11 protein-coding genes are annotated in these 14,611 nt (G+C 57.8%); 4 read left to right on the top strand and 7 right to left on the bottom strand.

Going from position 1 to position 14,611, the window contains the following annotated elements; all coding sequences use genetic code 11:
- Positions 1–21: 21 nt before the first annotated feature.
- The 6 genes from ACZ1JM_RS03230 to ACZ1JM_RS03205 all read right to left on the bottom strand — a co-directional run bounded on the left by ACZ1JM_RS03230 (position 22) and on the right by ACZ1JM_RS03205 (position 8,508).
- Entirely contained in the window at positions 22–267 is a 246-nt protein-coding gene (locus ACZ1JM_RS03230) for a hypothetical protein (protein ID WP_465131701.1), read from the bottom strand.
- 210 nt (positions 268–477) lie between these two features.
- A complete protein-coding gene (locus ACZ1JM_RS03225) occupies positions 478–1,713 on the bottom strand; it encodes an MFS transporter (RefSeq protein WP_465132568.1) in 1,236 nt (411 codons plus the stop codon).
- An 80-nt stretch (positions 1,714–1,793) separates the two neighbouring features.
- Positions 1,794–3,944, bottom strand: coding sequence for a TonB-dependent receptor (locus ACZ1JM_RS03220; RefSeq protein ID WP_465131700.1), 2,151 nt, complete (start codon positions 3,942–3,944; stop codon positions 1,794–1,796).
- Between the two features lie 333 nt (positions 3,945–4,277).
- Positions 4,278–6,695 carry a TonB-dependent receptor gene (locus tag ACZ1JM_RS03215; RefSeq protein ID WP_465131699.1) on the bottom strand — a complete coding sequence of 806 codons (2,418 nt, stop codon included), beginning with the start codon at positions 6,693–6,695 and terminating at the stop codon, positions 4,278–4,280.
- A gap of 135 nt (positions 6,696–6,830) precedes the next feature.
- Positions 6,831–7,412: a carboxymuconolactone decarboxylase family protein gene (locus tag ACZ1JM_RS03210; protein WP_465131698.1), complete on the bottom strand. Its 582-nt coding sequence runs from the start codon at positions 7,410–7,412 to the stop codon at positions 6,831–6,833.
- 142 nt (positions 7,413–7,554) lie between these two features.
- Entirely contained in the window at positions 7,555–8,508 is a 954-nt protein-coding gene (locus ACZ1JM_RS03205; protein ID WP_465131697.1) for a phosphotransferase, read from the bottom strand.
- Between the two features lie 732 nt (positions 8,509–9,240).
- Between ACZ1JM_RS03205 and ACZ1JM_RS03200 the strand changes: the two genes are divergently transcribed.
- The 4 genes from ACZ1JM_RS03200 (at position 9,241) to ACZ1JM_RS03185 (ending at position 13,761) form a co-directional block, all read left to right on the top strand.
- On the top strand, positions 9,241–10,107 hold the full coding sequence (locus ACZ1JM_RS03200; RefSeq protein WP_465131696.1) for an enoyl-CoA hydratase/isomerase family protein: 867 nt from the start codon (positions 9,241–9,243) through the stop codon (positions 10,105–10,107).
- 400 nt (positions 10,108–10,507) lie between these two features.
- Complete coding sequence (locus ACZ1JM_RS03195) at positions 10,508–12,220, top strand: N-acyl-D-amino-acid deacylase family protein (protein ID WP_465131695.1); 1,713 nt, start codon at positions 10,508–10,510, stop codon at positions 12,218–12,220.
- Positions 12,221–12,598: 378 nt separating this feature from the next.
- On the top strand, positions 12,599–12,871 hold the full coding sequence (locus ACZ1JM_RS03190) for a hypothetical protein (protein ID WP_465131694.1): 273 nt from the start codon (positions 12,599–12,601) through the stop codon (positions 12,869–12,871).
- 236 nt (positions 12,872–13,107) lie between these two features.
- Complete coding sequence (locus ACZ1JM_RS03185) at positions 13,108–13,761, top strand: TetR/AcrR family transcriptional regulator (RefSeq protein WP_465131693.1); 654 nt, start codon at positions 13,108–13,110, stop codon at positions 13,759–13,761.
- A gap of 15 nt (positions 13,762–13,776) precedes the next feature.
- On the opposite strand, the gene ACZ1JM_RS03180 is transcribed toward ACZ1JM_RS03185, so the two are convergent.
- Positions 13,777–14,559, bottom strand: a complete 783-nt coding sequence (locus ACZ1JM_RS03180; protein WP_465131692.1) for an SDR family NAD(P)-dependent oxidoreductase — start codon at positions 14,557–14,559, stop codon at positions 13,777–13,779.
- Between the last annotated feature and the right edge of the window lie 52 nt (positions 14,560–14,611).

Below are 14,611 nucleotides of genomic sequence, written 5' to 3'. Positions count from 1 at the left end.
CATTGGCGAGTTGCCCGCCATCTATACGCAAGATGGCGCTCGCCATGAAAACAGCATCCGGGCGGCTTCGGTCGCTGCGGAGGAACTTGCGTCCCAGCCATACTGGCCCGCGTGCGTCTCACTCCATCGCCGGACGGCGAGAGCCGGGATCAGGCCAGGGCTGATGTTGTTGACCGTCACTTCCTTTGCGGTGATCGCCTTGGAAAGGCTTACCGTCGTTTTTAGCGTACCCGACGTACCCGCGCCGCAGTCAGGCGCCAGAGGCATCGGGCTTGTGCTCGCCGTGCTGGTTTATTGATGATCCGACCACCTTTCCTAGCTTGCATTGCGCCAGCATTTTGCGAGCCGTAGGTCCCATTACACTTCTACTGTGCATTTGGCCCGACCTGACAGCATCCTTTGCCTATGTCTAGCGTCAGGGAATATTGCGGCATGGTAACGACGTAATTGGACGCGTGTGACGATGCCCGGATCAGTCTATGCTCCACCGCTGAATTGTGCGCGCATATGATGTCTACCGTTCCACAGAACGGCCGCAGCGAGTAGCGAACCTGTGAGGAAGACTGTGACCATGGCGGTGCCCAGCCGCGCGGTACCTACCCAGTACTCCGTCAGGAGCCCGACCGCGAGTGGCCCGCCTCCAGCGCCAACGAGGTTGAAGACAACCAGGAAAATCGACGACGTGCGGCCACGTAGATGTGGCGGAGTGATCATTTGCAGGGCGGCCGCGGACACTGCGGCCACGGTCGTGAAAAGCGTGTTGGCTCCGAACAGCAAAATAGCCAGCCAAGACCATGGTGCGAATATCGCGCCGGCACTTGTCGCCGCCAGCATCAACGCGCCGATCGCCGGGTAGCGAAAATGCGCGTCCAGCAAGCCACGTGCGAAAGCCTTGCCGACCAGCCAGCCGCTTGCCAGAAATCCGGTCATGCCAAAGATGAGTGAAGCGAGCCCGAAGCCCAGACCGATCTCGCCCATCGGCAGGTCGAACCGTCGTGATAGATAGGTCGGCGCCCACGCCCCTGCCGCATAGCTCACTAAGCAGATCAGACTGAAGCCTGCGAAATGCCGCGACAAGACCGCACGATGACCGACAAGAAACGCCAACAATTTTTCGTCGCCAACTTGGCTTTTGGTGGTTACGCGTCGATTAGGCTCTGGAAACAGGAAAACCAGGAAGGCCATGGCTATCCCCGGTAGGCCGATGAGGATGAAAACGGTCTGCCACGGTCGGCCGCCACCCCATCCCAGCAGAGTGACAGCTTCCCCGGACATCGAATAGGTGACGACTAGTCCACCAATGCCCAGGGCTGCGCCAGTGCCGATCATCGCGCCGACCGAAAAGACGGACATCGCCTGGGTGAGACGATCGCGCGGGAACAGATCAGACAGGATCGAATAGGCGGCCGGCAACAACGCTGCCTCACCGGCGCCCACGACGAACCGGGCAGTCAGCAGCTCGCGGTAGGTGTCGGCAAGGCCACAAGCGACAGTGGCAAGCGCCCAGATGAGGACGCCAGCAAAGATTAACAAGCGGCGGTTGACCTTGTCCGCAGCCCAGCCGAGCGGAAGACCGCAGATGGTGTAGAACGCGGCAAAGGCGAAACCCTGCAGCAGCCCCATCTCCACGTCCGAAATCCTCAGGTCGTGCTTGATGGGATCGACCATCAGGTTGAGGATCTGACGATCTATGAGAGACAGGGCGTATAGCAGCAGCAGGATGACGATCGCGCGCCATCCCGCTTTTGCTCCCCGGTCGAACGGGGGCTTGTCGACCGCGACCTGGAGGCGTGTCAGAAGCGGAATCCCATTCGGACGCCATAAGTGTATGGCCGCCCGTAATTGACGTTGCTTGCCAAGGCGGAGATCAGGACGGATTGCTTGTAGACCGTGTCGGTGATGTTTTGACCGTAAATGCCGACATCGAAGTGATCATCTGCCGATGTCCATGTCGCCGAAGCGTTCAGCAATTGATATGGCTTCTGCGATACCAGATTGGCGACATCATAATAAAGGCGACTGGAAAAATAAAGGTTGCCCGCCAAAGCGATAGTGCCACCGAACGCTTCGACGCTATAGTCGGCGCCGACCGTGCCCGACCAGTCTGGCGTGCGGATCATCTGGTTGCCACTCGCATTGGGTATGACAATGCTCAGATTACCTCCGGTTGGCCGGGGTACAAAGCCTTGCGCGCGCGGAAAATCGCGATATCTCGCATGGGTATAGGCGACACCCAGGCGAATGTTGAGGGCATCGAAAAGTCGCACGTTCGTCTCCAGTTCACCACCTCGGATCCGCGCATCGGCAGCATTTTGCAGCACTGATATCGAACTGGTGGCGCCGAATGACTGGAATTGTAGGTCCTTATAGTTGTACTGATAGGCCGCTAGACTGAACGATAGTGTGCGGGCTGCGTTCCCTTTAACGCCGATCTCGTAAGCATCGATCTTCTCGGGATTAACGGGAGATGTTGTCAGAGCGCTCGAGTTGAAGACGCCAGCCTTGAAGCCTTTGCTATAGGTGGCATAGATGTTGGCCGTATCGGTGATGTCGTACTTGACGGAAGCGCGAGGCGTCACACTGTTAAAGTCGGCTTTCGCGGCAACGTCGAGAATACCGTTGGTTCCAACATACGATATATCGTCGCGATTGTAGCGGAGGCCGCCGATCAGCGACAGGCGATCGGTTGGCTTGAATGTCGCCTCTCCATATACCGCATAGGAACGGGTGTGCGTCTCCACGTCGGTCAGCAGCACTTGTGCGACCGAGGTGTAAGTCGGAGCAATGCCGCCGAAAGCCCGGAGTAGCAGCTTGGCACGATCATCAAAGTAGAAGGCGCCGACCAGCCATTGCAGTCGACCCGGCGAGGAGGCAAGATTGACCTCTTGCGTGAACGTCTTGTCACTCGGGCTAAGCCGACTTTCCGACAGTCTGACGGGCGTGACATCGGAGTCAGGTCGCTGATCCGTCGTGTAGCGCCGATAGGCAGTAATTGACTTGAGACGACCGAAGGGAAGGTCGAGTTCCATACGCAAGCTGCCACCGCCGCCGCGCACCTTGACGAACGGAACGAACGATAAGGCGGCGCTGTTGGGGTCTGTTACTATGACAGATCCTGGTAAGGTAGCGGCGGCCGTGTTCCCGTTCAACGGTTGGCCAGAGAACACCGTGTTGTCGAAAGTGTTGAGGTAATCCCCCGACAAGACTAGGTTCAGCGTATCGGACGGCTGAAAACGGAGTTTCGCCCGTCCGTTGAATACCTTGCGTACCGCCAGGCGCGCGCCGGTGACGGCATCCTTGCGGAAACCGTCGTCGACCTGGCGTTTCAAAGTGACGGACATGGCCGCCCGATCACCTAACGGCAGATTGATATGCCCCTGTGCGTTGATCTCGTTGAAACGACCGTAACTGACCGATGCCAGGACGGAACGCTTAAACTGCGGATCGGGTGTGGTAATGCTGATGGCGCCACCAGTCGCGTTACGTCCGAAGAGGGTGCCCTGCGGCCCCTTGAGCACTTCGATCCGTTGGATGTTCACCAGGTCGAGATAATTGCCTGCCTGGAACGGCTGGTACACCCCGTCGACGTAGATCGCTACGTTCGAAGCGTCGCCCGCCGTCGAACCGCTGGACGAAACCCCTCGGATCGCAGGCTGGGCCGTTGAACCATTTGCCTGGAAATTCAGTCCGGGCACGAGTTGATTAAGCGCTAGCCCGTCCGACACACCGGCCCGCGTCAACTGTGCACCAGTAACGGCGGTAATCGACAGGGGAACGTCACGTAGCCGTTCTTCTCTGCGCTGTGCGGTAACGATGATGTCCTGTCCCGCCCCATCAGACTGAAGGAGTGACCCCGACGTATCTGCCTGGGCAAACCCGGCGCTTGGACAGGCTAGAAAAGCGCAAACAATCCCCATGCTGCCAAGCAGTTTGGCCTTTGGCATCGTTCTCTCCCTTTATTGTATTTGAATATAGCACTGATTTAGTCGCCGCTGGCAATGCCGACGTCAAAGGCCGATGTTGAAGGTTGCCATTTGGCAGCCATCAGAGCTACCCCCGTGTTCACGAACAGTTCCTCGCTTAGGTGCTATGCAAGATCAGGGCATCGACATGCTCGAGCTAGTCCGTAATACAAGCGTCCTGCTCAAACGAGAGGATCGGTCAATGCAAGCCAAGTTTCGTGGCGAGCTATTACTACCCGGCTACAACCATGGCTAAGTAACGCTGTGGTGGCGATGCCACCACAGCGATCGAAAACCCAGTTCAAGGCGCTTTAATCAGAACTTGATCGACGCTTCCACCATGAGCAGGCGAGGTTCACCGACGACCCCGGCCGCCATGCCGAGCGAGTCAAGGATGCTGATGCCCGACGCATAATACTTCTTGTTAAGCGCATTGCGAGCGCTCAACGCCATCGAAATTGGAGACTGCATGATGTCCTTCCAGTCTAGCCGTAGGTTGAGGAGGCCGTAGCCCTTATTCGTCAGCCCTTTGAGATCGTCGGGAATAAGAGGCTTTTGGGCAGCGGACAGACGGGCCCGCAGCAACTCCGGCGTCTGAAAAATCTCTGGTAGAAAGATTTTGCTTTGATAAAAATAGGTTGCGGTGAAATCGATGGTGCCAATCGTCTCATCGACCGGCAAGCCCAACCGAGCATTGGCGTTGAACTGATGGCGTGGAACGCTCGCGAATTTCACATCCTTGAAGTTGACCGGCTGGCCGGGGACGCCGTCGACACTGTCGAGGCTTGGAAAGTCCATATACTTTGCATCGACAAATGAATAACCGACCCCGCCACTGAAGATGCGTCCGAAGTCAGCATTAAGCTCAAACTCACCTCCTGAGACTGTAGCTTTTGCGGCATTGATCGTAGAGGATTGGAGTGAATTGTTGGTAAAGACATTAACATTGCGCTGAATGTCGCTATACCATTGATGGTACACGGCCAAGTTCGCCTGAAGCGACCAAGTATCGAAGCGAAAATCCTTCTTCAAGCCGAGTTCGATGTCATCGACGATTTCCGGCTTAAACGGTCTGAACTGCGTGTCTGAAGCCGCTCGCGTGTCAAGTCCGCCGGAGCGATATCCTCGCCGATGCGCGAGATAGACCAGCGTGTCAGGATTGACTTTGTAGTCGGCCGTCAACGACCAGGTCGGTTTGGCAAAGCTCGTGTTTTCCGATCGAGTGCAATTGGTGTACGTGTAGACTACGCCAGGTTGTGAGAGGTTGCATACAAGCCCGATAGGGGCGCCCGGCAATGTTCGGGGAGATACAGCGATCGATCGACGATCTACCGTATATCGCAGTCCGGCAGTAACCGACAAGTTTTCGATGGGAGTCTTGGTTGTTACCTGCCCGTAACCAGCGAAGGCTTCGTTCTTGTAAAGGCCGCCAAGCGCACTTGGGCTTCCTGGATTAATCGGTTCGAGGGCGTGAGACTCAAAGGTATTTTCAATTCCACTCATCTTGAAGTAGTATAGCCCAACGACAAAATTCAGATTATCATCAAATGCATTACCAAGAAACTGAGCCTCTTCGCTAAATTGCTCGGCGTTTTCGATATTTCCGGATGCGAGAATCTGTGTCGGTGTTCCGTCGAAATCGTCAAAATTCCGGTACTTTAAGTCACGATAGCCGGCGATGTTCTTGAAGGTAATGTTATCACTCAGATCGACTGAGGTGGTGTTGTTGATACCCCACACCCGGATCCGGGTGTTTGTTGCAAAATTCGCGCCATTTTCGTACCAGCCGCGCGCCTTCTGGCGTTCGAAGGCAGCTAAGGCACCGGGTACGAAACCGATGGCCGAAGTCGGTAGAATTTCGCGCAACTGAAACATCACGCCCTTAACATCAGCTTTGCTGCCGTAGAGCGTCGTCGTGCTTTTCACTATGTCCGACGGCTCGAAGGCCGCGGTAAGTCGGCCGCTCAATTCCTTACGACCATGAAGCCGATCACCGGTCCTGGGGCCTTCGACAATCTTCCCCCATCCATTGCGGTCGACCACGTTGAACGCCGCACGGAACTTAAGGCTATCCGACGCTGGAATGTTGATCGAGCCTTGAGCACCATAATGATGCCCGCGAGGCTCAAATCCGCCAATCGATGCTGTGAGCTTCCCGCCGAACTCATCCGTCGGCTGTGCGGTACGGAACAAGATTGCACCGCCGGTTGAATTACGCCCGAAAAGCGTGCCTTGCGGCCCCTTCAAGACCTGAACGTTCTCCAGGTCAAACAAACCCAGGTTGCTTCCCTGTACCGCGCCGATCAGGATGTCATCGACATAGGATGCCACGGCGGCATCCTGGGTGAGAACCGTGTCGTTGGCGCGCTGACCGCGAAGCAGATAAGTCGGGTTTTCGTCCCGTCCGGATGCACCCTGCACATTGAGGGCTGGCGTGACCTGCCGAAGATCGGAGGTCTGCTGGATACCGAACTGCTCCAGCTTGGTCGCATTGAACGCGGTAATTGCGACGGGAACGTCCTGAAGGCGCTCATCACGGCGGCGCGCGGTCACCACGATATCGCCGGCACTTGCTCGTTGAGAAGCATCTTGAGAGGCATCGGCGTTTGGATCTTGCCCCGCCGGTTGATCGACGGCTAGTTTCGTCGGTTCTGCAAGCGCTGGACATGCGATAGTAAATCCTGCCGCAAATACGCTCACGAACGCACCCGCAGGAAAAGCATTCCTGTTCATCTCTTTCTCCCCGTTTTTTATTCTTATTAGATTTCAACTAAAGTTAAAATCTCTTGTTGTTAAGTTTAGCCTTTCACATTCGTTGTCGAATGTCACTCCCCATTTGGGGATCAAGCGCCAGTTCTAACTCGCAGGCTAGCGATCCTTCCAGAAGTCGGCTCCGGCGACGCCATCAAGCTGCAGTTCCGCCATTTCCGAAATGCGCAAGATCATCATGTAATTGCCGATGACGAACACGGTTTCGATCAATTGGCGACCGTCGTAAAATGCTGCGACGGCGTTAAAGACGGCATCGTCTACGCGAACGGATCGAACAACCTGACGGGTGAATGCGAGAAGTGCCTTCTCGCGCTCACTAAAGATCGGATCTCCGAACCGTTCCTTGGCGATGGCGTCCACCTTGACGCGCGGGATTCCCATTCGATCGGCGACGACATCGTGCTGCGCGATCTCATACTCGCCTCGCTCCAGATGCAGCGTGGCGAGCGCCACGATCTCACGCTCTAGAGGAGGGACGGTTATCGTGGTGGCCATGGCCATGTTGAATTCAGCAAGCTGGGGCCCCATGGTCTCCGCGATCGAAAGAAGCCGCGCCAGATTGTTGCGCGCGCTAGGCTCCGTCTCGTAGCGGGTCCGCTGAGCCGCGGTCATCGCGTCGGGTTCTACTAACCTGATCCGATTGGCGCGGGGAGAAATTTTGGTAATGGCTTCAGTCATGAATGCTGCTTCCTCTATCTATGTTTGGTTGCTCACGCTGAAGTCAATTCGAGGCTGGCGAGGCGCCTGACGTCGGTTCTTCGCATGATCATCCATGCCATGGGCCGACAACGCCATATATCAGCCCAGCAGGCCGATCGTGTCATGGTCGATCATCGCCGCACCGAAACGCGGCGTAGGCCGTGTTGGTTGCCTCCGTTTGGAAGGTCGTCTCGTTGATGATAAAAATGAAGTAGCCGTATGCGAGACCCTGGCGATAACGTAGCCACGCCTCGTCGAAGTCCAGGCGTGAGCCGCCCGCCTGCTCAAGCGCATCGAGATAATGCATCAGCAGCGCGCTTTCCCACCTGCGGCGATCGGCGATGTCGGTAACACAACCGATATGATAGGCGACCTCCAGCCACCACGGTGCGCGGGCCACGGCGGGATCTAGAAAGGCGGGGCTTCCATCGGCATCCATGTATAGGTTGCCGCTATGGGTATCGCCGTGGATCAGGCAAAACGGGTCCGCTTCGCTAATCTTGGCGAGCTGATCCAGGGCATGCCGCATCCAATTGCGGTCATGGAAAGCGACTGACACGGCGGTGCCGCGCGGCGATTCCACGTATTGCCGCCAACGTTCGGGCTCCAGATAATATTCGGTATAGCCCCGCGAGAATTCGTTGAAACGATTCGCCATCCAGTCCCATTCCCCGCCAGCGAGGAGTTTTGGCGAGTTCCACGTCTTGGCATGCAGCCCCGCAAGCATTGCCAGTCGCTTGCGCGTGTGATCGAAAGAAAACGGCTCCTGCGCCCGACAGAAGCTAACATCGCGCGTCGTCAGATCTTCCATCAGGATAGCCGCGCGCCATCCGCCAGGATCGATGCCGGACCAGTAGGACGCAGGGACATTCAACTCGATCTGCGGTGAGACCTGGGCATAGAAGCGCGCCTCCCACTGATAGAGGTCTTTCATCCGCTCGGAATGATCTTCGAACGCACCCTTGACGATCATCCGTTCCGGCAAGCCGATATCGCGATCATATTCCAACCGGAAGCGGGCCTTCGTGCACGTCGTATGCATGACATCTTGTCGCTCGGCGGCGAGGATGTTCACGTCTCGGCCGCCTGCATGCAAACGCATCGTTGAGCCACTGGATGTCGATCTCGTAAACGCTCTCGGGCAGGCGGATTGTTTCCATTGCCTCTGCCGACATGGCTCCCTCCTCTTCTGAACGGCGTTCCGTTTTTATCGCTAACTGGCAATAGATACCTTTGCAAGGCGGCCGATATGTCTAGAGAAAATGTGCTGACGTCGACTAAGATCAATCGTTGCGAGAATGACGCCGCATTGTCGCCAAGCAAAAGCCACCTTGGCGTCAGTTTCGTTCTCTTTCCGCCATCATGATTTTTGAACAGCGTTCCAAATGCCCTATACTTTCGCCCACCGATCAGCTCAAGATGAAGCCGATCCGCTTAGGCGAGTGAAAACGAGCCGGGATCGGGATGAGAAAGGACCGTAAGTCATCATGAGGTTTGCACCGCTTGATAAGACAGGTCTCCTCGTCTCGCGGCTTTCCTACGGCGCGATGACTTTTGGTTCCGGCTCGAAAATGGCGGGCGGCCTGGTCTACAGCCTGGATCAGGCGAGCGCCGATCGGATCGTCGACCGTTGTCTGGTGCCGGAATCAACTTGTTCGACACCGCCGACAGCTATGCGATGGGCGAGTCAGAAACCATGCTAGTCGATCATGTGCGACGACGATGGTCTGTCGCTGGCTAAGTTACAGCCACCGACATCAAGCAACGCATCGCCACCTTTTGCGGCAGCACACCACAACCTGAGCCGGTGGAGACCGCGGGTAAACGAAGTGCGAAAGTACAGGAGAAAGAAATGAGCCTTAGCTATACTACGGATGCGGTAATCTTCGAGGTCGAGGGCGGGATCGCGACTATCACGCTGAATCGACCGCAGGAAGGCAATGCCATTACCAGTGAGCTGTCGCTGTGCATGCAGGCGGTTTGGGAAGAGGTGAAGCGCAATCCGGACATCCTTGTCGCGATTGTCACCGGCGCTGGCGAACGACATTTCTGCACGGGTGCCGCCGCCGGAGAGCTCAAGACCGGTGAGGAGGGTGCCGGCCTGCTAAACGGTCCGTTGAGCGAGGTCGTGAAGCTTAGCTCGCATCATCATGATGTCTGGAAGCCGGTGATCTGTGTGGTGAACGGCTTGTGCAACGGCGGCGGACTTCACTTCGTGGTAGACGCCGATATCGTCGTCGCGTCGCAGAACGCGAAGTTCATGGATAGCCATGTCAATATGGGCCAGGTCGGCGCGCTCGAGAACATCGGTCTAGCGCGCAGGATGACGCTGGGGAGCGCGCTGCTGCTGACCCTGGTGGGCCGCGACTATCGCATGCCGGCCGAGAGAGCGCATCAGCTGGGCCTCGTAGATCTGTTGGAGCCAACACCTGCCGAGGCTATGGCGACGGCGCGAAGCCTGGCGGCCTCGATCCTCAAGAACAGCCCGCAAGCCACCAGCCTTTCAAAGCAGGCGATCTGGGCCTCGGTGGAACTGGGGTACAAACAGGCCCAGGAGATCGGCTGGCATCTGATCAAGCAACAGTGGAACCATCCCGATTTCGAAGAAGGTCCGCGTGCGTTCATTGAAAAGCGAGCGCCGGAGTGGAACCCCGATCCTAACGCGCGGCGTTGAGCCACCGCGTTTTGGCCCTCTGAGCATAAAACATTCGGGGAGCTTGGCATAAGCGCGTCAGCTCGGGCGCCGCCGGCGTTCGCGCTACGCGGAACTATATGGCGGGTTTCGAGGCGCTGCTGTTCAAATTCCAAGCTGAGCCTTCCGCCGACCGGTGGCCCTCGAAGTAGTGTATGAAAGTCGCGCTGTGCCGATCAGGAGCATGCGCGTTCTGGTTGGCGAAAGTTGGATGGCCGGCGCTTCCAATTGACGCCTTTCGCCACCGCTACGACCGACATCCATGATCCGTTAACCTGCATCGACATAGTCCTCAAATGGGTATGCCTGGGGCACGCATTCCGTCCTATCGACTGGCCGAGGGACCGCACGACAGTGCGGCTGCGCAAGGCGGAGAAACGGTATGTCTGAATACGATCTGGTTGTACGGGGCGGCACCGTCGTGGACGGCGTCGGCAGTCGGCCCGTCATTGCCGACGTCGCGATCAGGGACGGGTTGATCGTTGCGGTCGGCCAAATTGACGGTCGAGGTATCAAGGAAGTGGATGCGGCGGGATGCATCGTCACACCCGGCTTCGTCGATGTTCACACCCATTATGACGGCCAGATCACATGGGAGCAGCGCATGGTGCCGTCCTCCAACCATGGAGTGACGACGGTCGTCATGGGCAATTGCGGCGTCGGCTTCGCGCCCGCATATTCGACCGATCACGAATTGGTGATCAAGTTGATGGAAGGTGTCGAGGACATACCCGAGGTCGTCATGGCCGAAGGCGTGCCATGGAACTGGACCAGCTTTCCCGATTATCTCAATGCGCTCGATCAGCGGCGTGCCGATGTCGATTTCGCGACGCAGTTGCCGCACAGCCCCCTGCGCGTGTTCGTCATGGGTCGGAGGGGCGTGGATCTTGAGCCAGCAACGTATTCCGACCTGGCCGAGATGCGGCGCCTGACGACCGAGGCGGTCCGTGCCGGTGCGCTGGGTGTTTCAACCTCTCGTCATCTTTTCCATCGGTTTCGCACCGGGCAGTTCGCGCCGACGATTGGAACGGGAGACGACGAGTTGGAGGCGCTAGCGCTCGGGCTGAAGGATGCAGGTTCCGGTGTCTTTCAGTGCATACCCCGCCTGGATAGCCCGTTGGAGATCGAGATGGCCGCGCTAAAGCGGGTCGCCCGTACGTCTGGTCGGCCGGTCAACTTCAGCCTGATCACTTCCAATATCGAATATCTGCCGGAGGTCGAGGCGGCTAACCGAGAAGGGCTGACGATGCGCGCGCATTTCGCACCCAGGCCAACCGGGGTGCTGTTCGGGCTTGATCTGAGCTATCACCCGTTTTCATTGCGGCCGAGTTATCGGGAATTCGCGCAAGCACCGCTGGCTGAGAAAGTCGCCCGGATGCGCGATCCAGAGTTCAAGCGGCGGCTACTTTCAGAAACAACGCAGGATGCCAACCCCGCCTTCGTCGAGATCGTCAACATGCGCCAATACTTGTTCCTCCTAGACGATCCGCTCGACTACCATGCGGTGCTGGAAGACAGCTTGAATGCGCAGGCCGAGCGGCTTGGCATCCCGCTCGATGAAGTCATTTATGATGCTTTGCTAAAGGATGAGGGACGCAGCATCCTAGGCCTCTTCTCGAAGGCACCGCGCAGCTATATCGAGATCATGCATTCCTTGGTCGAGACGGATCATGCCGTGATGGGGCTTGGCGATGGAGGCGCGCATTATGGGATGATCTGCGACGCGGCCTATACGACCTATATGCTGACGCAAAGGCGAAGCGGGCCGCTCGGACATGCTCTGCCCATCCTTGTTCAGGCGATGACCAGCCGTCCCGCGGCATCGGTAGGCCTTTATGATCGCGGCGTCGTCGGGCCAGGCTACAAGGCTGATCTCAACCTGATCGACGTAGACTCGCTAGTGCTGCATCGCCCTTCGGTCGTGCGGGATCTTCCGGCTGGCGGGAAAAGGCTGTTCCAGCGTTCGGAGGGTTATCGGGCCACGATCCTCAATGGGATCATCACTCAGTCCAATGGGGAGCCGACCGGACAATACCCCGGACGCCTCGTGCGCGGAGCGCGCCCTGCGCCGGTCGCGCCCTTGCTCGCCGCTTGAGGGCTGATTGAAGCCTCCTCATGTGCTGTATGCCGACCGTGATTAGGCGGGCTACGCTGTGCCGCCTGGAGGCGTGGGTAAAAGGCTCGAAGCGGGCTCATAAGCCATAGGCTAGATCGACTGTCAGGCACCAGTTCGCCCCCTAAGCTAAGTCAAGGTCTCCTAGTCGCCATCTCGATCTACATGGCTTGGTGCAACAAGTATCAGGCTTGCCTCACAGGCACTGTATTAATGGGATAATTTGTATTGGATGCCGCTACTACTCTGGCCTTGGTCGACCCGCAAACGCGCTGCAATGCAACAAAATTATGCCGTGTGCCCTTGACGTCCGATGGAAATCAGGGCTTGAAGCAAGTGCTAACTTAATGAGGTTTCCCAATGCGAATTTGCGCCGCTCTCATCGCCTTCGCCGCGTTCTTGCCTGTTGCCCACGCTCAGACCGAACCCGCCGCCATGGCGCACCCGGGCCAGGTGGTCCGCATGTTGTCTGGTGCGAAAGTCGGGCAGATCGACCGGGTAAACACCGATGGATCCGTGCGCATTATCTATGGAGGTCGCTTCGTCACATTGCCTGCCGACAGCATAAAGAGCGAAGGCAGCCTGGTGACCACCAGCATGGCGCGCAAGGACATCAACAAACTGCGTGACTAATCACCTTTGGCGCTTTGTTGTGCTATCGGAGCTGACGCTCAGGTGACGCCTTGATCTGTGCAAAGCCAAATTATGGTGCCACTCCTTCTGCTCGGGCTGCGGCCGGGTGCGATGCTCTTCGGCGCCACCGGTTGCGGCCCGATCCTCGCCTATTTTGACAGGGGCTCTGTTCGCCTCTAGATCGAACGTGCGATCTGCACGGTGCGGAAATGCACAGGGAGCTGCGAAGCGACGGCGTGGGCAAGATTATAAAGCAAGACCGATCGCGCCACCCTGAACGCGAGCTCAGTAAGTCTGAACTGACAAGGCAAAGGATCCTGGATGCGGCGGCACGAGTCTTCGCGACCCAGGGCTACGCGCACGCACGTTTGAGCGACGTGGCCAGAGAAGCAAAGGTACATGCCGGCGGCATCTATTACTACTTCGCGTCCCGTGAAGTTCTGGTGTCTGAAGTTCTGGACTTGAGCACGCGCCAGTCGATTGCGGATCTGGAGGCTGCACTAGAGGCATTGCCAACGGCGGCAAGTGCCCGCGACCGCCTGCTGGCGGCAGCGACGGCCTTGCTGGAAGGTATCATGGCGCACGATTCGTTCAACCTGGCGCATAATCGTATCTACGCGCAGGTTCCCGAGGATCTGCGAGAGCGTCATCAGCCACTCCTTCGTCGTTACTTTTCGATGTGGCGTAAAATTATTCGCGAAGGGCAGGAGAGCGGCGAGATTCGTGCCGATATCGAGCCCAACATACTCAGGCTTACCATTGTTGGCAGCATTCAATGGGCCACAGAATGGGTCAATGCATCCAACAACAGCGCCGAGGTGCTTGCCGCCCAGATGATGCAGGTATTCTTCAGCGGCATCTTGGTGGAACTGCCCGAGGCTACGCGTTGAACCCGGCCCAGCCGTTCAGCTGATCAGGAAACCGCCATCTACAACCAATGATTGTCCGGTAATGTAGGAAGATGCTGGGGAAGCCAGGAACAGGCACGCGGCGGCAATTTCGGCTGGATCTGCGATTCGGCCGAGCGGGATCCGATTCGGAGTTGTCATTGGTCCTCCCATGACCAGATTGCTGGCCTGCAGGGCGGCCCCTGCTTCCCGCGCGCCCTCGGTCGCCACGCCGCCCGGCAGCACGGCGTTGACACGGATTTTATACTCCGCCGCTTCCAACGCCACGGACCGGGTGAGATTGGTCACCGCCGCCTTGGATGCGCCATAGGCTGAATTGTGAAAGACCAGCGCGCGCTCGCCGCTGGCGGAGGAGACGTTGACGATCGCGCCGCCGCGATCGCGCATCGCTTTCACCGCTTCGCGCATGACCAGAAAGGTACCCCGGACGTTGACCGCATGCGTCTCGTCCCACTCAGCGGCTGTCATGGTCGTGAAAGCGCGTTTTGGGAAGATGGCGGCGCAATGAACTACGATATCAAGCGCGCTATGGTCCGAGATGATGTCGGCGAAGAGGCGCTCCATGATGGCTTCGTCGGATATATCGGCTTGGTAGGAGCGTGCTCGCTCGATTGACGCGGCGGCACCAGCCGCCGAAATGCCGTCCCGGTCCGCGAGCGCCACGTGCGCTCCGGCTTCGGAGAGAAGTGTCGCCACAGCACGGCCGATCCCACGCGCGCCGCCTGTGACAAGTGCGACTTTGCCGTCGAGCGTTAAAAGCCGTCCGATGCCCTGGATCATGAGACTTTCCTCTTGCCGGTGGCGCCCACTGTACGTTTGGGCCTCGCCTTCG

Source organism: Novosphingobium sp. BL-S-24 (genome assembly GCF_055521575.1).
Note: the sequence above shows the minus strand (reverse complement) of the source record. Positions and strands in the feature narration are given on the sequence as shown.

Coding starts and splice junctions, on each gene's coding strand:
- ACZ1JM_RS03180 (WP_465131692.1), bottom strand. CDS start 14,559: ATGATCCAGGGCATCGGACGGCTTTTAACGCTCGACGGCAAAGTCGCA.
- ACZ1JM_RS03190 (WP_465131694.1), top strand. CDS start 12,599: ATGCGAATTTGCGCCGCTCTCATCGCCTTCGCCGCGTTCTTGCCTGTT.
- ACZ1JM_RS03195 (WP_465131695.1), top strand. CDS start 10,508: ATGTCTGAATACGATCTGGTTGTACGGGGCGGCACCGTCGTGGACGGC.
- ACZ1JM_RS03230 (WP_465131701.1), bottom strand. CDS start 267: ATGCCTCTGGCGCCTGACTGCGGCGCGGGTACGTCGGGTACGCTAAAA.
- ACZ1JM_RS03215 (WP_465131699.1), bottom strand. CDS start 6,695: ATGAACAGGAATGCTTTTCCTGCGGGTGCGTTCGTGAGCGTATTTGCG.
- ACZ1JM_RS03210 (WP_465131698.1), bottom strand. CDS start 7,412: ATGACTGAAGCCATTACCAAAATTTCTCCCCGCGCCAATCGGATCAGG.
- ACZ1JM_RS03220 (WP_465131700.1), bottom strand. CDS start 3,944: ATGCCAAAGGCCAAACTGCTTGGCAGCATGGGGATTGTTTGCGCTTTT.